Raw genomic sequence first — 19,361 nt, 5'->3', positions numbered from 1 at the left:
AGCTGACCTCAATCTCCATTCAAGTATATAGACAGAAGATTTTCTTTAGATTTAATGGCACACCTTAAATTTCAACTTCTTGGTGCAGATGTACCACTGTTGAAAAAGATGGCTATATTTGTCTAAAACAACCCTAAGTACTGCTGGATCTAAAGAATTTTTAACTCCCTATTCCGCTATGCTTAAGCTTATTTCTCCTCAGCTTCTAAGTCTTCGTAACCCTAATTCACGTTGAGGAGCGATCGCCCCCGTCTCCTCCAACCTTACCCAAATACACGCTCTTCAGCCCCATTGTCCCCTTCTTCGTTACTCCCCAATAGCGAAGATAACGATAAGGTTCATAAATCTTGCCGGTCTTAGCATCAGGAATCATCTTCAGCTCAATGTGCCCCCGTCCTCCATGCTTACCTAGTGGTGAACCATCCTCACGAGTCTCTTGGTTCTCCTCTTCTGACTCTGCCTGCCGTGACTCCAACAACCCCTGGATCATCTCAGCTAGCTCCCCCAACTCCTCATCACTCCAATCCTGGAGTTGTTGAATCAACCGCGCTGATTTACTTTGTTTCGCCATGCTTCCCCACCTCGGCAGAATTGCTTAGGGAATACTTAGGGAGCTTTAGCCTGCTTTTATTCCCTAAGTCTAGATGCATCCGTACTGAGCAGACTTAGGGAAAGCTGTTTCACGTTTTACTCTAAGCTATTCCCTAAATTTCGTCCCCACCCCAACTGGCAGAAACCTTGATATCCACGACTACCGGGATCGGGTGCAAAAACTTCCGAGCGGCTGCAATCATGCATTGATGCAAAAGACAACTGATTTGCTTCACCTCAGCAACAGGGCACTCCAACAGGATTTCATCATGAACCGTGCAAATCAGTTTCGCTCCTGTCTCTGTCAGTACTTTGTTGAGTTTCACTAACGCCAATTTCGTGATATCAGCATTCAGAGCTGATTTATAAAGAGAATCTAAAAGGTGCCTGGAATAGAGTTGAGTAGATTTTAGGCTAGAAGCAGTTGAATGGTTGCATTAGTGATGACTCGTCGGCCTGAAATTGCCAATTCTAAACGCAAGCCATACGCCAGTGACTTGAGAGATGCCGAGTGGGAGATATTGAAGCAGATGGTGCCCCAACCCAAAGGATTTGGTCATCCAGTGGAAGTTGATTTCAGGGAAATTCTCAATGGGATTTTCTATGTCCAACGTACGGGGTGCCAATGGGAAATGATGCCTCATGACCTTCCCCCTTACAGCACGGTGTACCACTACTTTCAGAAATGGCAACGCAAAGGTATTTGGCAAAAAATGCACGACCAAGTACGTCAACAATTGCGAACAAACATCGGTCGAGATCAACAGTCTACCGTTGCTATTGCGGACTCTCAATCCGTCAAAACAACGGAAAAAAGGGAGCCAGTGCGTTGCGAGGGTTCCCCCCGCTGTAGCAACTGGCGTGGGAGGTCTACGGTTTCGATGGTGGCAAAAAGGTTAAAGGACGTAAGCGTCATGTCGTCGTCGATTCGCAAGAATTCGTGATTGGTGTACTGGTCACTGAAGCCAATGCTTCAGAACGATTAGGGGCAATCGTTGTGCTTGATGAAGCCAAGGAAAAGTTGTCCAACTTAGAGGTTGTCTGGGTAGACCAGGGATATTCTGGCAAGAATTTTGTCAATGCGGTCAGACAGGTGTGTGGTCAGACGGTACGAGTGGACGTGATTGAGCGAACCTCCCAAACGTTTGAACAGTTGCCGAAGCGTTGGATTGTGGAGCGAACGTTTGGATGGCTCAATCGATTTCGACGCTTGAGCAAGGATTACGAGATGTATTCAGAGCTAAGTGAAGCGATGATTTATGGCTCCTTAATTCGTCTCATGGTTAAACGATTAGTCGCTTAATATTTACTTTATAAATTAGCACTAACGTTGTTTTTAAATGTTTCAGATTCAGTTCAACATTCCACCGTTCACCAAAAAGTCTGAGAACTTCAAGAGTAAAATATTTTGTTGAATCTAATAAAGTAGTGATTAAACTCACTCGTTGAGTGCGAAAACCAGGAATGATAATGTAGTAATAAATTTCTCGCACAGTTATAGATTGAGGTAAGGCAGCAAATTCCTCTCGACTTAATCGTTATGGACAAGTTTTTGGTTTATGCCAAACAACTAGTTTGTCGCAATCTCCAACAATTTTACCTTTTCGCATCGTTGTTTTCCGAGATTGATGCGTAACGTTATACTGCGTCACAACGCAAATTCTTAATGAAAAACAAGTCAGCATAAGCGCTCGTATGCTCTATCTCCTAAAAGTACATCTTTTGGATTGAGTTCTAGGTATAATTGCCTCGCAAGCTTTAGGTCATGAGTATTCAGAACATCTATAGCTAGGGCAATAGCAGCGCTTGTAGCTAGACTAAATATTACACCAACTTTGGCGATTGGAAACCCACACCCAAGCTTTTGGCTACTCGGTTGAGGGTAGGCTTTTTGGTTTTCTGGTGTGTCAGGCAGCGATCCGCTTGAACCGTCTATTACTTTCATGTAACGGTCACACCACAAATATTCACATGACACTTTCTCTTCTAAATTTTGTCTAGCTTTACCAAACAGTTTTTCTCACGGTTTCTCTGGTAATCTAGACCTAGCTTGACAGTATCCACTTGTGTCGGTTGACGGAATTTCTATAGATTCTTCTACCAAATAAGCAATCACACTACTTACTGCCTTATAGCAACTTTTATCATCATCTAAAACTTGAGACAGAAATACCCATAAAGTCACGAATGGGTCAAACAGACGGCGACGATATTTAATTTTTAACTCGTCTATAGCTTGCTCAGTTACAGAGCATGGTAATAGCTCTCGAAATGGTAATCCCAAACTTTGGCTAAATTTTTACTTGAGAATTTTTACTCGATTAGGTACAGTAGTAATAGTGATAACGACTTACTCGTATCAAACAAAGTATTTTAAGGTCTTGGAAGCTTTTCCGGCGTTGCATAATAGAGCAATGAATAGGTACTAAATCTGATGCAATGCCCTGAATGTAACTCCAACCATATCCGTAAGAACGGCAGGATCAGAGGCAAACAAAATCATATTTGTGTCGATTGCCGTCGTCAGTTTATTGATGTCTATACAGCCCCTCAAGGATACTCAAATGAAATCAAAAGACAATGTTTGAAAATGTCTGTTAATGGCATGGGATTTAGAGGTATTGAGCGGGTGACGGCAGTCCATCACACCACCGTGATTAACTGGGTGAGACAAGTTGGAGAGCACTTACCTGATGCCTACGAACCAGAAACTAATCCAGAGGTCGGAAAACTCGATGAACTCGAAACTTTTATTGGCTCTAAAAACACAAAATTTGGCTCTGGACGGCGGTTGACCACTTTCAACAGGGAGACCATAGTGCTAAGACGTTTGCCCCATTGTGGGCAATGGTGTCCACCTGGAAATGTTACTTCTATGTCACTGATGGCTGGTCGGTATACCCAGGATTTATCCACACGCAGATCAGATTGTTAGCAAGACTTATATGATCCAAGTGGAAGGAGAAAATACTCGATTGCGTCACTACCTGGCGCGGCTGCATCGCAAGACGTTGTGTTACTCAAAAACAGCACAAATGCTGAAGCACTCGATTCGCTTGTTACTACATTACCTCAAATTCTGGGATATCCCGATTCCTCAATCATTCATTACATCATTCAGCAACGCCGCACGTACTATTTTGTTCGTTTTTTAGTAGTTCAATGTAGTCATCGTCTGTCAAGGTGATTGTCATCACTAGCTCTTAAGAATTAATAATAATTAATTGCAACAATTTTACCTTAAAGGTGAATGATGATAATGTTTTGGGACGATGCGCGATCGCACAGTATCCTCAATTGAGGAAACCGCACGCTAGCGTATACTGCAAGCCCAGCAGCCAGTAGGCTAATCAATAGTTAACAAAATTAGAAGTTACGCACTTGATGCCTTAGGGCTTGCATTTTAGTTCCTCTACTCAGGGAAATCTACCATGGTTCTCCTTAAGAAATTTTAGGCTCTCAATTGGAAACCCTTGTTCTTGCGTGGCAGATTTTAGGAGTTTTTCAAAATTGTCCGATCTTACCAACAGTATCGATGCTACTTCTCGCTATCTCTGCGGTTGAGGTTCCCCATAAATGAAATCATCCATAACGACAATATCTTTAGTACCACCGTCATTATTGTTATAGCTTAAGGCAGTATTGCCACTGGTAATACGGACTCGATAAATGCGTTCGCCCTGATTGAATACTACCCCTAGGAAAGAGAGGCTTTCTTTACTGTTGGGTACGTTCGGAACGAAGTCACTAAATAGTAGCTTATTGTTAGCACCAAAATACTCTATCTTCGTACTACCCCAGCGGTCTACATCGGTAAAAATTGCGCCAAACCCATTGACCGTTGCCTTCTTCGCAGTACCAGGCACAAAGAAAAGCACATTCGTGATGTTGCTGCCTAAAGCGGTGAATAGTCTTTGGGGACTAAAGACGCGAAAGATGGATGAATAGGTGGGATTAAGATTACCAAACTCGATGGGAGCCACACCAATGTTAGCGCTGACTTGAAACCCTTGACCTGGGGTTTGGAAGAAGACACCTCGTGGAGAGTCAACATTAAAGAAGTCGGGCGGCAGCTTATTAGAGGCGGCAAAATTGTCAGGAACGCCATCCCAGTTAATTTCACGGCGACCATTAGGAAATGTGCCACCCACTCCGTTGTTTTGCCCTAAAGCATTTCGGAAGTCGTCTACAGCAGATTGAATTGTGGCAGCGTTAGGACCAGCCGCTTTCCTAACAACAGGAGCGGCGAGGGTAGCTGTTGGCATTAGAAATGATATAGCTAAAAACAGCGTAGCACTTGGGTAAAATTTTGTAAACATTATACTTCCTTGTCCTCAGTTACTTTTTTGAAAACGAAGAAATGAACCCTGCATAAAATGCCTTAACTTTGTTCTCCTAAGAAGTTAAGGTTTGTTAGTGCTGTACTCTGAAAATGCTCAGAGTAATCAACAAATTAGTATCTGTCGTTACAGAAAATCTCTTAGATTTAGTGTTTACAGACCTCAGTTAATCTCAGAAACCTATAGGTTTACCGAGCTAGGACTGGTGCAATTGTCACTAAAGTTGGAGATTTGTGATAGCGTGCCAAGACGCGTGTAAAAAGGCAAGATAGTTCGGAAAGACCTGTTTATCCGAGCAGATTTTTAAGCTCGTGTCTAACACAGGTTTTTCATCCTAATTGCCGATGTTGTACGCCTTGAGGCTCAACCCAACGAATGATTCTTCATCCTTGCGGTGTAAGTTACGGAGGAATTGTTGTTTTTGTTACAGAATTTTACAAAACTTTGGCATCTTTATAAGTATTTCTATGCAGATATAAAGATGTAACCTATACTCTCTAAGTGGTCGGCTATCTAATGTCAATGAAGCGTTGGAGTTGACTAGTAATTTTTGTTAATGCATCTAATGTCGAAGTGGCACTATTACCGAGTCTAGATAGTAGCCAAGGTATTTAGGGTGCGATCGCACCGCATTTTACCTATCAACTCATTGTTGGAATCTTGGCAATACTCACTTCTTGTAACACTTGCGGAAACTGCTGCCAAGGTATATTTCCTGTTTTGCTGTTCAAATACAATTCACCAAACTGAAGTAATGCAGCGGCGGTGTCATCCGCAGGTACATTGGTAAATAGATAAGTTGGTTTACCAGGCGCGGAAAAAGCAACAGCGCAGGGAGAACCGCACGTCCACAAGCATCCTACTGGCTGAATTCTCAGATCCTGAGACTGCGCTTGTTCAGCACTCAAGGCGTTGAGTTGTTCGATTAAACGAGTACCATCAGCAACTTGATTTTCTGGCAATTCTTCCGAGGAACGGTTACATGATTTACAGACAAATAGATTGTGTTTGTGCATAGTTTAAGGTGTGTTCACTAAGTATTTGTACAAGTCATCAATAACGGCATCGGCAGCAAATAAATTCCATCCTACCCAAGTTAATTTATCTACAAAATATACATGATTTTGCTGGACAGCTTTGAGTTGCTTGAAAAGCGGTTTTTGTAGAAGTCGTTTGAGGCTCTCCTCATCATTATCTGAAAAAGCTGTTAAAAATAAAAAATCACCATCAATCTGTTCTAATTTTTCTTCAGAGTATTCAATGCTGCCATAAGGAGCAATAACTGCTTGTGATGGAGGACGCTTTAGACCAACATCACTGAGAATAGAACCAATAAATGAGTTTTTAGTGTCGCTACCCAAGCGACCAAAGTAATAATAGACAAAGGAAATGGTTTTGTTTTGGTATTTATTGCCCAACGCAAGTTTGAGGTCTTCAATTCTTTGATAGTATCGAGTCCAAGCTTGTTGAGCCGCTTCTCGTCTCCCTAACACTTCAGCTACAAAACTAAATTGATCTCGCCAAGTTTCATCACTTTGCCAATCATATAGTGCAGTCGGGGCAATTTTTGAAAGTAGAGGATAAATGGCTTCATGTGGACTTTTCACACCTATAATTAAATCAGGTTTTAGCAGTGCGATCGCTTCTATACTAGGTTGCTCATCTGTTCCTATTGTGGTCATTCCCTCAGTTTTACCTTGTAAATAGCTAGGAAGTGTTGTATCAAAAGAAGTAGCACTCCCAACGGGTTTAATACCCAAGACAATTGCGTTACTGAGATTTTCTGTAGAAAGCGTAACAACTCGCTTTGGATTTTTAGGAACACAAATTTCCCCCATTGCGTGTTGGATGATTCGACAAGATGAATCGCTCGACTTGGCATCAAAAGAAGCGGTTTGCTGAGCCTGATTATTACCACAACTGACCGTAATTAGAACAGTAATCAGCACTAAAAAGCACCACTGCATCAACCAACACCAATTACTCACGCTTTTTCTCATAACTTCAGGCAATTATCACAACAAATCAATCTCGGTGTGACTGGATTAAAATACGATTTACTCTCCAATTGTGGGCTACAGTTTATACGCAAGTCTTCTCGCCCCCTAAATCCCCCAAATATGGGAGACTTAGAAAGATTTTTGCCTGAATGACTATGATGTATATCAAGATTCGGTTCAACCTCAAAATATTACCCTTTGCTTTTTAACCTCGTGAACAAACGTTCTTCCTTATCTCTGAATTCGCAGGAGGATTAAGAGGAGGTGAAGGAGTTATAAACTGCTCGAAGTCCCCCAGGATGAGGGATTTAGGGGGCTATCAGCCGTCAAGTTACTCAACGATTACTACCTTAATTCAGCCTCCTCACCTTAAAATCAAAACTGTACAGAAATCGTGCCTTGCACTGTAAATGGCGCACCGACATTCACACCACCAGTTCGAGAGCCATAGTTAGCAGAGGTGAAATACTCTACATCAAAGAGGTTCTGAACGTTTAACTGCATTTGCCAATTGTCGCGTCTGTAGAATAGTGCAGCATCGGTGCGAAAATAGCTTGGCAGGCGAAAGGTATCATCAATATCGCCAACGCGATCGCCTACGTAAAATAACCCCAAACCAAAACCCAATCCTTCAAAATCACCGTTCTCAATACTGTAAGTTGTCCATAAGCTCAACTGATTGTAAGGTATATTTGCTAACCGATTACCTACTGGTAGGGTATTATCTTCACTCACAAAAGCATCAAGGTAAGCATAGGATGCGGTAATATTCCAACTAGGCAAAATTTCTCCGTCTAAGCTCAATTCAATCCCGCGACTGGTTTGTTCCCCAACTTGAATTGAGAACAAAGAATCGTTCGGATCGGCAGTGACAACATTTTGCTTTCGCAGATCAAACGCTGCTAACGTTAAGCTGAGTTGATCGGATAAATCTGCTTTCAAGCCGACTTCAAATTGTCTACCCGTTTCCGGCTCGAAGGGAGTACCATCAGCATTGCGGAAGCTTGGAAATGTCGGGTTAAACGATCGCGTATAGGACGCATATAAGGATAGTGGTTCAATAGGCTGATAAACAATGCCAACGCGGGGTGTCCAAGCACTATCTGTTTGCTCAAAATCGTTGCGCGGTTGTCCTGCATCTTGTTCACTCGCGAACTGGTAAGCACTATCAAACCGCAAGCCTGCTAGTAGTTTTAAATTTGGCAACAAATCAATCTGATCTTGCAGGTAAATGCCAACTCCCGAATAATGATCGTCTCGAAAAAAGTCTGGTTCCAATGCAAAGCGCTGTCTTGTATAAACCGGATTGAAGATATTAATCGATGGATAAGGAACTGACTGATACGATGGATCTTCAAACCCACTGTAGTACTCAATGCCAAACAAAAGCCTGTGTTGAATTGAACCTGTGGTAAATTCACCAATCAAGTCGGTGTTGGTTTGAAATCTTTGGTAATCACCGTCAATAAATCGTCCCTCACGGGCTAACTCACCTGTAGTTTCATCTAAAGCGTCAAAAGCTGTAATTAGTCTAGTATCGGTTTGACGGACAAACTGTGAAGCATGGCGAACTGACCAATTTTGATTGAAGCGGTGCTCTAAAGTGTAACCAAGGCTAAAGGCATCAAGCGTTTGTTCTGTAAAAGGTTCATCTAAAAAGCGATCGCGTGGTAAATCCGCAGGGCGATCGCCAATAACTGGCAAGCCGTTATCAATCGTTTCTCGTTGTATGGGAATGAACTTAGCATTAAAATTCAGCGAGGTGTTGGGGCTAATATCCCAAGTTACGCTAGGGCTAATCGCCAACCTTTCACCGTTGACAAAATCGCGGAAACTACCGTAGTTTTCATAGAAAACGTTCAAGCGATACTTTAGTGTTCTGGACGTATTGAGTGGACCCGAAATATCTAATTGCCCTTGGTATGTGCTAAAACTTCCGGCAGTGAACGAGGCAGCATAGTACGGTGTATCTAGAGGTTGCTTCGGAATCAAATTGATAATTCCACCTGGTTCTCCTCGACCAAACAACACCGAAGCCGGACCCTTTAAAACTTCAATTCGTTCAATATCACTAGTTTCGGTTGGGCTGATTAAGTTGTAGCGGATGCCATCTCTAAAAGTTTCAGTAAAAAAGCCAGAACCGCGAACTGTAAAGGTATCTCCCCCTTGACCCGTTCCTCTAGTACCTTGTTGTTGTACGCCAGCAACGTTTTCTAATGCATCGCGCAGTTCCACAATGCCGCGATCTCGTATCACCTCGTTTGGTACAACCTGAATCGATTGGGGAATATCGCGTAACGGAGTATCAGTTCGCGTTGCGGTTGAAGTATTCGGCACATAATATCCCGTATCCTGTTCGCCTGTCACGACAATTTCAATAACATCATCCTCAGGTTCTTCTACTGCAACACTCAACACCAAGCCTTGTGCTTCAGTTCGTACATCTGCGATTGGGGGCGCATCGAAACCTGTAATTGCCACACGCACAAAATTATTTGGCAGATTTGTGACTGATACCGATGCAATTCCCTCCGCCGGATTTGCTTGCTGAAATCCACTCGGTGGGATAACTACTGCATTGGGAATATCTGCAATTAAGGCATTATCGACAACATAAGTTTCAGGAATCGCAAGTCCTGCTACAGTTTCCAGCACAATTTCTAATCCTGCTGCTGTAGCATTTAGTCGCACTCCAGTAATTTGCACAACTGAAGTTTGAGCGATTTGAGACATCCACTCGTCAACCGTGGTTGCAGGCTGGTTGAGGTTGCTAAGTCGAGGAATCGAGGAGTCAGATTGTCGTTTTTGCACCGATGACGATACGGTGTCGGTTTGTGCTTGTGCAGGGACAACAAAAATAAAAATGGCACTCGCCGCCGCTAGCCGCAGAAAAAAGCGATACAACATAACTCCCGACACCACGCAACTACATAAAACTACTGAGAAAGCTTCTCATGAACTTATCAGGTTTAACGTGGCTATGTGCGATCGCTTGTGGTTGAGCCGGAATATTTTTGTGGTTGAAACGGAATTTTTTATTTGCGTTTGGCGATAGTTCTGGTGTTATACCGAAGTTGAGTAAATTTCTTGAAGAAAGTGTGATGAGATGCGATCGTATAATAAGCAAGCAAATCAACACCTGGATGCGACGCGACTCAATTTTTTATCAACTGTTTCAACAATCACCCACACTATTATTTGAACTATTGACAAATCGCCCTCCAAATGCTGAAGAATATCGCTTTGATTCGGTAGCTGTCAAAGAACCCAAATTTGAAATCGATGGCGTGTTTTTACCACCTGAAAACGATGATGCAGGCGTTGTATATTTCTGTGAAGTACAATTCCAGAAGGATGAAATGCTTTACGAACGAGTGTTTGCCGAATCAGCATTGTATTTCTACCGCAACCGCCCTCGGTTCAACGACTGGCAAGCGGTAATCATTTACCCCGCACGAAATGTCGAACAAAGCAGTGTTTATCCGCATCGCTCATTGCTTAATGGTGGACAAGTACATCGTGTGTATCTTGATGAACTCGGCGATATTCGCTCTTTGTCAGTGGGTGTAGCATTGATGGTACTGACAACATTAAACAAAACCCAAGCACTTGAACAAGCTAGGTATTTGTTAGCAAAGACTCGTCAACAAGTCCCGCCACCGACTTCGCAAGCGATAATAGAGATGATTACAACAATCATCGCCTACAAGTTTGAACGACTAAATCGAACCGAGGTAGAATCGATGCTGGGAATAGCGCTCAAGAAAACACGGCTTTACCAAGATATTAAGGAAGAAGGACTTGAAGAAGGACGGCAAGCGATCGCTTCAATGCTTTCCCGACAGTTGACTAAGCGCTTCGGCGAAATCTCTGCCCAAATGCGTGCTTCAATTTCAGGTTTGCCGCTGCCTGTGTTGCAAGATTTGAGTGAAGCTTTGTTGGATTTTACGAGTATAGCTGATTTACAAGCTTGGTTAGAAGCGCGATCGCTCAATCCAAATATCGCGCAATCGAATGACTAATTTTATCTGCGTTTAGCTTGGCGATAGTCGTTTGGGCTAATACTAAATTTACGGCAAAAGGCTTTAGTAAATGCACTGCGATCGCGATACCCTACCATTCGCGCTACTTCTTCCACCTTGAAATCACCTGTGCCTAACAATTGCTGTGCTTGCTCCATGCGATAATCGTGCAAGTAACCAAACACCGTTTTCCCAAATACCCGCCGAAATCCGCGTTTAAGTGTATAGTCATTCAGCCCAACTAAACGCGCTAGCTCAATCAGCGAAGGTGGATTGTCTAAACGTTGTTGTAAAATCGTTTGTGCTTGATGAATTCGATCGACATCATCGAGTTTTAAAACTAACCGACAGCGTTCACCTTGTTGAATTTCAATTTCCTGTTCCACCATCAACGCGAGTAATTCCATCACCTTGCTTTCGAGATACAAGCGTTTGGTAATTCCTGCATACGGACATTGCAGAATTTGCTGTAGCGCTATCTGCATCTGTGGTGTCACTTTCCCGTAGCGATAAAAATAGTGTTGATGCGGTTGCTTAAATAGATGAATTAACTCTGGAGGAATTTGTTCGGTTGATTTGGCAAGATACGACTGAAATAACTCTGGCGCAATATGAACGTTAACAGCTAACATCCGTTGCTGCATCAATTCTTCGCACAAGCCACCTGTTGCAAATCCACTTCCGCAAAACCAATACAACCCAGAACAAACCTGTTCATCATTATTGTTGTAGTTTCCAGAGAGAAGAAATCCGCACTGGATAGGATGTTCGTGTACATCAACCTTCTCAATGACATTATCGTGCAGTTGATAGTCATCAATTCTAATCTCGATTCCTTCTTGATACTCAATGTTGCGTCGAAAACCTTGTCCTAACTTAGATGGATACTTCCGAATGACATCAAAAGGATCTGATGCGTCAGCGTGTTGTAGTGTGGGATTGGCTTCTTGCCAAAGTTCTCCAAAAGTTTTTTCTGAGATGGTAACAGTCATAGCGTCAGGATAATCTTTAATATAATTGCTGCTAAATAAGAATAGTTTGCAGTATTATTGCACAGATCATCATTTGATGTTGGTGTGGAATGCGATCGCTACTTACTCCCGACATTAGTTAGGATCGAGAGGATGATACAAGGGTCGATCGATGACTCTAGAAAGCAAAATCGCAGCCGCCTTTAGCATGAGTGATGATACTTGGGCACGTCATGCTAATCCTTGGAGTGTTTGGACGCGGTTTACAGTTTTACCGCTACTCATCCTGGCAATTTGGAGCCGTGCTTGGTTGGGTTGGCGATCGCTCGTTCCGATTAGCATAGTAGTTGTCTGGATGTGGATAAATCCACGAATTTTCCCGCCACCCGCTTCAACAAGCGGAAACTTCCGTGCGCGGGTTCCCCGCGTTGAGGAAAGTTTTCAAGAGAATAACTAGGCTGCAAAAGCTGTACTTGGCGAGCGCGTTTGGTTAAACCGAGATAAAATTCCTGTACCAGAGCATCATCGCCGCATACCTAGTATTCTCAGTATTGTTTCTACTACGGGTGTGCTATTCATTATTTATGGTTTAGTTACTTTCAATATTTGGTCTACACTGCTAGGAAACGTCGTTGTTTATCTTGGCAAACTGTGGTTTATAGACCGTATGGTTTGGCTGTACGAAGACATGAAAAACACCAATGCAGAATATCGTAGCTGGTTGTATTGATTACAGAAAAAGCTGATTTGGTTGAAACCGCAGCTAGAAATCCTTTGCATGAGTCCACGAAGGTGGACTACCCTGCGGGAAGCCGCTACGCGTCTACGTTCATGAAGCTGCGACTTCAGTCGCCACGCTCAAGTTATTATTTAAGTATCTCCATGCAAGATAGCGATGTCATCGTCATTGGTAGCGGAATTGGCGGATTAACCGCTGCGGCTTTATTATCGCGTTATGGCAAACGAGTTATTGTCTGCGAAAGTCACAACATCCCTGGCGGTGCAGCACACAGTTTCTCACGTCGCGGATTTACCTTTGATTCAGGTCCTTCGTTTTACTGTGGTTTAAGTAACCCAAACAGTTACAATCCCTTAAGACAAGTTCTAGACGTGTTAGGAGAATCAATACAGTCTATCCCGTATGACCCACTAGGACACTACCACTTTCCTGAAGGGACTTTTGCAGTTTATAGCGCAATTGACCAGTATCTTGAGACAGTCGCCCAAATTACTCCCCAAGGTGCAAGGGAACTACAGCAATTTACGCAACGCTTGCTACCGCTATACGAAGCTTTACAAGGTATTCCCACACTCGCTTTAAGAGCAGATTGGCAACTTATTCCGACTTTATTAAAATACTTGCCCTCGTTACTCAAAATGCTACCTCATCTAGGAACAATTCAAAGTTCCGTAGGGCAAGTGATGGATCGGGAAGTGCAAGATCCTTGGGTACGAAGGCTGATTGACTTGGAATGCTTTTTACTTTCTGGTTTAAAAGCGCATGGCACGATCGCTCCAGAAGTTGCGTTTATGTTAGGAGAGCGATCGCACATTGGAGTAGATTATCCCATTGGTGGTAGTGGCGCGATCGTTGATGCTTTAATACGCGGGTTACAACGTTGGGGTGGTCAGTTACGCTTGGGGACTCATGTCGAGCAAATTGTGGTGGAGTCTGGTAAAGTTGCTGGGGTGCGCTTACGTAACGGTGAAGTCCTTAAAGCACCTGTAGTTATTTCCAATGCTTCAATTTGGGATACTTACAATAATTTATTACAACCGCAAGATTTACCGAGTTCCTATCGCCAAGCTGCGTTAAAAACACCGGCGGTAGATAGCTTTATGCATCTTCATCTCGGTATCAAAGCTGAAGGTTTAGAGCAATTAACAGGTCATCATGTTGTCGTTCACGATTCACAACAGGATATCACTCTACCAGGTAATACTTGCATGATTTCGATTCCCTCGGTATGGGATGCAACGCTTGCGCCACCAGATCATCATGTCGTTCACGCTTACACATTAGAACCTTACAGCAATTGGCAGCGCGATGATCGGTATGAAGAGAAGAAAAAAGCGCAATCGCAATCTTTATACAAAGCTTTAGAATGCATAATTCCTGATATTAGGCAACGAGTTGTTATAGAACTTATTGGTACACCATTAACTCATGCCTATTATTTACGACGGTATCAAGGTACATATGGACCAGCGATCGCCGCAGGTCAAGGGATGTTTCCTGGAACCACCACACCAATACCAGGATTATACCGCGTTGGCGATAGCACAATGCCAGGAATTGGCGTTCCTGCGGTTGCAGCTTCAGGCATTTTGTGTGCCAATACTTTAGTAACACCGCAACAAGTAGCCGAGATACTTTCTAATTATTAAGCTGGCACAATCAAGGGCAGAAGTTACAAAGCAAGTGTCAATGACTAATCCTATTCCCATTTCAACGCTTTTTATCGGACTTAGTGGTTTCATCGCTTTCGCGCTGTCTTACATTGTGGTGATGGAGCGAATTAGTACCAGAGTTTGGCATGGAGGATCGAAAGAAGAGGTGGTAACTCAGCATAATTACCTCGATAAGCCTAGTAAATGGGCAGCTTTTGTCGAAAACTACACGCAAAAGTCAGTTGCAACCAAAACGAGTGACGATGGAGTATTGCAGCGAAAAGTTCGTGCTTTTGGCAATTTTATCGAGTATGTCCCGCTGGGACTGCTGTTTCTTGTGGCGTTGGAGTTAATGAAATTGCCGACTGTGTTAGTATGGCTGCTTGGAAGTGGATTGATTGTAGGACGAATTGCCCATGCTTGGGGATTAATCACAACGTATGGACCGTCCCCAGGTCGTGCTGTTGGATTTTTTCTGACTTGGTTCGTGTATTTAGTTGGTGCTGGTGTTTGTGTTTATCATGGCGTAGTTGGAATTTTGTCGTAACTGCAAGTTAGCAAGTCATCATTCATAACTCCGCACAGCGATAAGTGGCTGGCTTTGTTCTAGTTACTACACACCAGCCACTCATCACTCGTATTTATCCAACAGTTGCTGAAAGTGGCTGAGAAGCTGCTTTCAACGCATCGGCTTTATCGGTACGTTCCCACGGCAAATCTAAATCGGTGCGACCAAAATGACCGTAAGCCGCGACGTCCTGATAAAAACGTCCGCCTCGTTCAGATGGCAGCTTCTGTAAATTGAAAGCATGGATAATGCCCGCAGGACGAAGTTCAAAGTGCTGTTTGACTAACTCTAGCAAGCGGTCTTCTTCAACTTTGCCCGTACCAAAGGTTTCTACCATGATACTGACAGGTCGCGCGACACCGATCGCATAACTTAGTTGTACTTCACACTTTTCTGCCAACCCAGCAGCAACAATATTTTTAGCGACATAACGACACGCATAAGCCGCACTGCGGTCTACTTTTGTGGGATCTTTGCCTGAAAAAGCCCCGCCACCATGTCGCGAATAACCCCCGTAGGTATCCACGATAATTTTGCGTCCAGTAAGTCCTGAGTCGCCTTGCGGACCACCGATCACAAACTTACCAGTCGGATTTACTAAAAAGCGCGTACTGTCATCTGGTTTAATCGCAATATCGGCAAACACAGGTTCAACTACCGCTGTCCACAAATCAGCTTTGATTTTGGCTTGTACAGCATCGGTGTCAGTGAGATCGCCAATTGTCGCTGTATGCTGCGTAGAAATGAGGATTGTGTCAATTCCAACCGGACGTCCATCTTCGTAAGCCACAGTGACTTGTGTCTTACCATCAGGGCGAAGGTAAGGTAAATCTCCTGTTTTGCGTACAGCAGCTAAGCGGCGGGAAATTCGGTGTGCCAAACTGATTGGTAATGGCATCAATTCTGGTGTTTCATTGCAAGCAAAGCCAAACATGATACCTTGGTCGCCAGCACCGATCGCATCGAATTGTTCTTCGCTATCTTGTTCGCGACTTTCGTGCGCTGTATTCACACCTTGGGCAATATCGGGCGATTGTTCGTCTAAAGCAACTAAAACCGCACAACTATTGTCGGAAAAGCCATTATTCGCATCGGTATAGCCAATATCAGCAATTTTCTTGCGCGCAATATCAACGTAGTTGACTTGGGCTTTGGTGCTGATTTCTCCGGTAATCAGGACTAACCCAGTATTGACAACAACTTCTGCGGCAACGCGGCTAGCAGGATCTTGTGCTAGTAGCGTATCTAAAATGGTGTCAGAAATTTGATCGCAGATTTTGTCTGGATGTCCTTCTGTAACTGATTCAGAAGTGAAAAAATAACGACGAGACAAGGGCATCTCCTTAACTCATGATGTATAAGTGTTGATGGTTGTATGATGTTAGTCTGCCATCATAGCAACATTTCCAATATACGGATAAGTTAAGAATAAGGTATGATCGCAAAAGTCGGGGAAAATTTAGTCGGATTGGCAAATCTGAATTTCATTGAGTTGCGCGATCGCCACATCGGCTGAATGTAAATGTGCAGCCGTACTTCTCCAGGAAATACCAATACACCCTGCTGCACCAGCGTTACGCGCCATTTCGATATCACCTACCGAATCTCCTACCATTAAGGTATTTTGGGGTGCGACTTCTAGCTTTTGGCAAGCTTGAATAAACAACGCCGGATCGGGTTTACTAGGTCCAAATTCCTCAACTCCCATTTGCAATTGTACGTAGTCTTGCAACTGATGACGTTCGACAAAGGCTTTTACGCGCTGTGTAGAAGCTGCTGAAAGAATTCCTAGTTTTAAACCTGCTTGCGATAGATCCTGTAAGACTTCTAATGAACCGACAAATAAGGGTGAAGGTGTTGTCCCAATCACTTGATCGGCTTCCATAAACGCATTGTGCGCGATCGCGCGTGACTCTAACCACCCCCGCCCTGTTTCAGCAATATAAGCTGCTGCGGCAATTTCGGTTTCATAACGACTACCAACTGCCAGTAATCCTGTCGGATCGAGGCGATCGCCCTGAATTCCAAACGCCATTAATAACGGTTCTCCGATTCCTGGAATTTGCGCATCAATTAAGCGCGATCGCTTTTGCCCTAAGGAACGCAAATATTCTTCAGAATCTTCTAGCGTGCCGTCTTTATCAAATATGATTGCTTGGATGTTTTGAAAAGTTATATGTTTACACTGAATTGTAACCAAATAAGATACCTCGCTGATAATGCTGCTGTTATTCTGATTAAAACTCGTCTAAAACGCAATTTGCGGCTCATTGCACGAAGTGTGCCTGCACATTTGATTGTGTCTAACCCACCGACTTGAGAAATAAAAAAAGAGGGATAAACCCTCTTGTTATAAACATGAATTGTGCTACTTTCTCCGCAGAAATAGACTTACTCCTCGTCAATAGCAGTAGGAATTTCTTCTTCAGTAGCAGCAGGAATTTCTTCCTCGACTGCTTCCGTTTCTTCTAGAGTGATTCCTTGCTGTTTAGCAAGCATCTGCTCTCGATACTTAGCAGCCATTTCTTCGGCTTTATCGTACACCAGGTCGCGATTTTTAATCATATCGCCTGGTTCGGGTTCTAGCTGCTTCGTAGACAACGAGATCCGACCGCGTTCCGCGTCTAAATCAATGATCATCACTTTCACTTCGTCATTGACGTTAAATACGCTGTGCGGTGTGTCGATGTGGTCGTGTGAGATTTCGGAGATGTGCAGCAAACCGCTGACGCCACCAATATCAATAAAGGCACCGTAAGGCTTAATTCCGCGTACAGTACCAATCACAACCTCACCGACTTCTAGACGGTTCATCTTGCGCTCAACTAAGGCTCGGCGGTGCGAGAGAACCAAGCGGTTGCGGTCTTCATCTACTTCTAAAAATTTTAGCGGTAGTTCTTCGCCGACTAAGTCTTCCTTGGGTTTACGAGTACTGATATGCGATCCTGGAATGAAGCCCCGCAGACCTTCAATGCGGACTAATGCGCCACCACGATTGGTCGCAAAGACATTAGAGCGCACCGTAGCATCTTCGGTTTGCAATTGGCGTACTCGTTCCCACGCCCGCATATACTCGATTCGGCGAATCGACAGCGTTAGCTGACCATCTTCATTTTCATCGGTAAGAATGAAGAATTCCCGTGTTTCGTTCGATTGTAAAACTTCTTCTGGGGAATCCACGCGGTTAATGGACATCTCCTGAATGGGGATGTACGCCGCTGTTTTCGCACCAATGTCAATCAGAGCGCCTCTAGGCTCGATACTGAATACTGTCCCAGCTACCGTATCTCCAGGACTAAAGTGATAATCGTATTTATCGAGTAGAGCAGCGAAATCTTCGTGAGTAAAACCAATTTCTGCGACAGTTTGTTTCTGATTGACCATGCTAATGTGTTCCTGGTATTTAGTCTCCGTAAGTTTTTGCCTCCTATCGATGTATATGTTCGCTACTTCTTAACAGCGCTTTACACCTACATCTTTAATTAATCCTAGCGTAGGAAAGCCAAATCTATACGCACAAGTATTCAGACCCTCCATTATACCTGATTATCATGAATGAGTAAATTCATAATCATTAATGGTTTCGGCGGCGATGTCGGTTGCTGCGGGGCTGCTGCGCTGTGCCAGATCTTCTAAAGTATCTACAAAATCACGGATGCTTTGAAATTGGCGGTATACAGAAGCAAAACGTACATAAGCTACCTCGCTAAGTGATTTGAGGTGGTGCAAAACTAATTCGCCAATTTCCAAACTTGTGACTTCGCGCGAGGTGCGTTGTTGAAGTTCCGATTCAATTTCGTCTACTAATGCTTCGAGCCGTACTGTAGAAATACCTGTTTTATGACAAGCTTGGACAATGCCTCGAAGTAGTTTTGAGCGGTCAAAACACTCGCGATCGCCGTTTTGTTTTAAAACGGTAATGGGTAAAAACTCAATACGCTCATAGGTCGTAAAGCGACGTTGACAATTGAGGCAATCACGTCGCCTGCGGATACTTTGTCCTGCTTCTGTTACTCGTGATTCCAACACCCGATGATTAGGATGTTGGCAGAAAGGACAGCGCATAAAAAACGCATCTTTAAAGGATTTACTTTCAACAGCAGAGGTCAGAGGTCGAAGGTTAGAGGTCAGAACTAAAAGTTAGCCTCAACATAATGTTCTAACTCTATTAACCTTGCTATAAAACTCTATTTACCTTAAAGCAGGTAAAAATGCAAACAATCCGCCACTACCACAATCGGTAGCAGCGGTTGTCTAATCGCATTTCTTGCTAAAACTAGCTTGAATTGCTATTTCTTTTGGATACGGGGAGGTTCGCGAAAGGCGATCGCAAAGAATAGAGTTCCGATTGCCAAAGCAAGAATTAAGATGTAAGCAACGCTTTCCATAAGACAATGTTCTAATTACAAGCTGAGCTAATATTGATAGTTTACCAAGCAAAAGAAAAGAACGGTTTAAAAAACTACTAAGGCTATAGT

At 43.5% G+C, this 19,361-nt stretch carries 15 protein-coding genes and 3 pseudogenes; 6 read left to right on the top strand and 12 right to left on the bottom strand.

Features of this window, described 5'->3' with window-relative positions:
- Positions 1-226: 226 nt before the first annotated feature.
- A complete protein-coding gene (locus GLO7428_RS10260; protein WP_015188489.1) occupies positions 227-571 on the bottom strand; it encodes a hypothetical protein in 345 nt (114 codons plus the stop codon).
- 133 nt (positions 572-704) lie between these two features.
- Positions 705-935 carry a DNA polymerase gene (locus GLO7428_RS29710; protein WP_369792528.1) on the bottom strand — a complete coding sequence of 77 codons (231 nt, stop codon included), beginning with the start codon at positions 933-935 and terminating at the stop codon, positions 705-707.
- Positions 936-1,034: 99 nt separating this feature from the next.
- On the opposite strand from GLO7428_RS29710, the pseudogene GLO7428_RS27265 reads away from it, so the two are divergent.
- Positions 1,035-1,894, top strand: a pseudogene (locus tag GLO7428_RS27265) (IS5 family transposase).
- Between the two features lie 1,131 nt (positions 1,895-3,025).
- A pseudogene (locus tag GLO7428_RS26575) lies at positions 3,026-3,746 on the top strand (IS1 family transposase).
- 393 nt (positions 3,747-4,139) lie between these two features.
- Here the strand turns inward: GLO7428_RS26575 and GLO7428_RS10230 are convergent.
- The 4 genes from GLO7428_RS10230 to GLO7428_RS10215 all read right to left on the bottom strand — a co-directional run bounded on the left by GLO7428_RS10230 (position 4,140) and on the right by GLO7428_RS10215 (position 9,838).
- Entirely contained in the window at positions 4,140-4,910 is a 771-nt protein-coding gene (locus GLO7428_RS10230; protein WP_015188488.1) for a hypothetical protein, read from the bottom strand.
- 662 nt (positions 4,911-5,572) lie between these two features.
- The gene (locus GLO7428_RS10225) at positions 5,573-5,947 is read right to left on the bottom strand and encodes a DUF1636 domain-containing protein (protein ID WP_015188487.1); all 375 of its coding nucleotides are present in this window, start codon (positions 5,945-5,947) and stop codon (positions 5,573-5,575) included.
- Between the two features lie 3 nt (positions 5,948-5,950).
- Positions 5,951-6,919, bottom strand: coding sequence for an ABC transporter substrate-binding protein (locus GLO7428_RS10220; RefSeq protein ID WP_196797483.1), 969 nt, complete (start codon positions 6,917-6,919; stop codon positions 5,951-5,953).
- A gap of 387 nt (positions 6,920-7,306) precedes the next feature.
- Positions 7,307-9,838, bottom strand: coding sequence for a TonB-dependent siderophore receptor (locus GLO7428_RS10215; protein ID WP_015188485.1), 2,532 nt, complete (start codon positions 9,836-9,838; stop codon positions 7,307-7,309).
- 236 nt (positions 9,839-10,074) lie between these two features.
- Between GLO7428_RS10215 and GLO7428_RS10210 the strand changes: the two genes are divergently transcribed.
- A complete protein-coding gene (locus GLO7428_RS10210; RefSeq protein WP_015188484.1) occupies positions 10,075-10,953 on the top strand; it encodes an Rpn family recombination-promoting nuclease/putative transposase in 879 nt (292 codons plus the stop codon).
- Positions 10,954-10,955: 2 nt separating this feature from the next.
- Here GLO7428_RS10210 and GLO7428_RS10205 read toward each other — a convergent pair whose 3' ends face one another.
- A complete protein-coding gene (locus GLO7428_RS10205; protein WP_015188483.1) occupies positions 10,956-11,945 on the bottom strand; it encodes an AraC family transcriptional regulator in 990 nt (329 codons plus the stop codon).
- A 151-nt stretch (positions 11,946-12,096) separates the two neighbouring features.
- Here GLO7428_RS10205 and GLO7428_RS29705 point away from each other — a divergent pair.
- From GLO7428_RS29705 to GLO7428_RS10190, 3 genes and pseudogenes are all read left to right on the top strand, one after another.
- Positions 12,097-12,654 (top strand): annotated as a pseudogene (locus GLO7428_RS29705) (DUF6653 family protein).
- A 152-nt stretch (positions 12,655-12,806) separates the two neighbouring features.
- Complete coding sequence (locus GLO7428_RS10195) at positions 12,807-14,312, top strand: NAD(P)/FAD-dependent oxidoreductase (RefSeq protein WP_015188482.1); 1,506 nt, start codon at positions 12,807-12,809, stop codon at positions 14,310-14,312.
- A gap of 40 nt (positions 14,313-14,352) precedes the next feature.
- Complete coding sequence (locus GLO7428_RS10190) at positions 14,353-14,862, top strand: MAPEG family protein (protein WP_015188481.1); 510 nt, start codon at positions 14,353-14,355, stop codon at positions 14,860-14,862.
- Between the two features lie 94 nt (positions 14,863-14,956).
- On the opposite strand, the gene metK is transcribed toward GLO7428_RS10190, so the two are convergent.
- The 5 genes from metK to GLO7428_RS26570 form a co-directional block, all read right to left on the bottom strand.
- A complete protein-coding gene (metK, locus tag GLO7428_RS10185) occupies positions 14,957-16,216 on the bottom strand; it encodes a methionine adenosyltransferase (protein ID WP_041919058.1) in 1,260 nt (419 codons plus the stop codon).
- A 126-nt stretch (positions 16,217-16,342) separates the two neighbouring features.
- Positions 16,343-17,083 carry an HAD family hydrolase gene (locus GLO7428_RS10180; RefSeq protein ID WP_015188479.1) on the bottom strand — a complete coding sequence of 247 codons (741 nt, stop codon included), beginning with the start codon at positions 17,081-17,083 and terminating at the stop codon, positions 16,343-16,345.
- A gap of 191 nt (positions 17,084-17,274) precedes the next feature.
- On the bottom strand, positions 17,275-18,267 hold the full coding sequence (locus GLO7428_RS10175; protein ID WP_015188478.1) for a 30S ribosomal protein S1: 993 nt from the start codon (positions 18,265-18,267) through the stop codon (positions 17,275-17,277).
- 165 nt (positions 18,268-18,432) lie between these two features.
- The gene (gene nrdR / locus GLO7428_RS10170) at positions 18,433-18,948 is read right to left on the bottom strand and encodes a transcriptional regulator NrdR (RefSeq protein WP_015188477.1); all 516 of its coding nucleotides are present in this window, start codon (positions 18,946-18,948) and stop codon (positions 18,433-18,435) included.
- Positions 18,949-19,172: 224 nt separating this feature from the next.
- Positions 19,173-19,271, bottom strand: coding sequence for a photosystem II reaction center protein T (locus GLO7428_RS26570; protein WP_015188476.1), 99 nt, complete (start codon positions 19,269-19,271; stop codon positions 19,173-19,175).
- Positions 19,272-19,361: the final 90 nt, after the last annotated feature.

Origin of the sequence: Gloeocapsa sp. PCC 7428, assembly GCF_000317555.1 — a bacterium.
GTDB lineage: Bacteria > Cyanobacteriota > Cyanobacteriia > Cyanobacteriales > Chroococcidiopsidaceae > Chroogloeocystis.
The sequence above is the reverse complement of the archived record's forward strand: the minus strand, read 5'-3'. Positions and strand labels throughout refer to the sequence as shown.

Excerpts from the sequence above, each read along its gene's own strand:
- GLO7428_RS10260 (WP_015188489.1), bottom strand. The coding sequence starts at position 571 with ATGGCGAAACAAAGTAAATCAGCGCGGTTGATTCAACAACTCCAGGAT.
- GLO7428_RS10230 (WP_015188488.1), bottom strand. The coding sequence starts at position 4,910 with ATGTTTACAAAATTTTACCCAAGTGCTACGCTGTTTTTAGCTATATCA.
- GLO7428_RS10225 (WP_015188487.1), bottom strand. The coding sequence starts at position 5,947 with ATGCACAAACACAATCTATTTGTCTGTAAATCATGTAACCGTTCCTCG.
- GLO7428_RS10215 (WP_015188485.1), bottom strand. The coding sequence starts at position 9,838 with ATGTTGTATCGCTTTTTTCTGCGGCTAGCGGCGGCGAGTGCCATTTTT.
- GLO7428_RS10210 (WP_015188484.1), top strand. The coding sequence starts at position 10,075 with ATGCGACGCGACTCAATTTTTTATCAACTGTTTCAACAATCACCCACA.
- GLO7428_RS10205 (WP_015188483.1), bottom strand. The coding sequence starts at position 11,945 with ATGACTGTTACCATCTCAGAAAAAACTTTTGGAGAACTTTGGCAAGAA.
- GLO7428_RS10195 (WP_015188482.1), top strand. The coding sequence starts at position 12,807 with ATGCAAGATAGCGATGTCATCGTCATTGGTAGCGGAATTGGCGGATTA.
- GLO7428_RS10190 (WP_015188481.1), top strand. The coding sequence starts at position 14,353 with ATGACTAATCCTATTCCCATTTCAACGCTTTTTATCGGACTTAGTGGT.
- GLO7428_RS10175 (WP_015188478.1), bottom strand. The coding sequence starts at position 18,267 with ATGGTCAATCAGAAACAAACTGTCGCAGAAATTGGTTTTACTCACGAA.
- nrdR (WP_015188477.1), bottom strand. The coding sequence starts at position 18,948 with ATGCGCTGTCCTTTCTGCCAACATCCTAATCATCGGGTGTTGGAATCA.
- GLO7428_RS26570 (WP_015188476.1), bottom strand. The coding sequence starts at position 19,271 with ATGGAAAGCGTTGCTTACATCTTAATTCTTGCTTTGGCAATCGGAACT.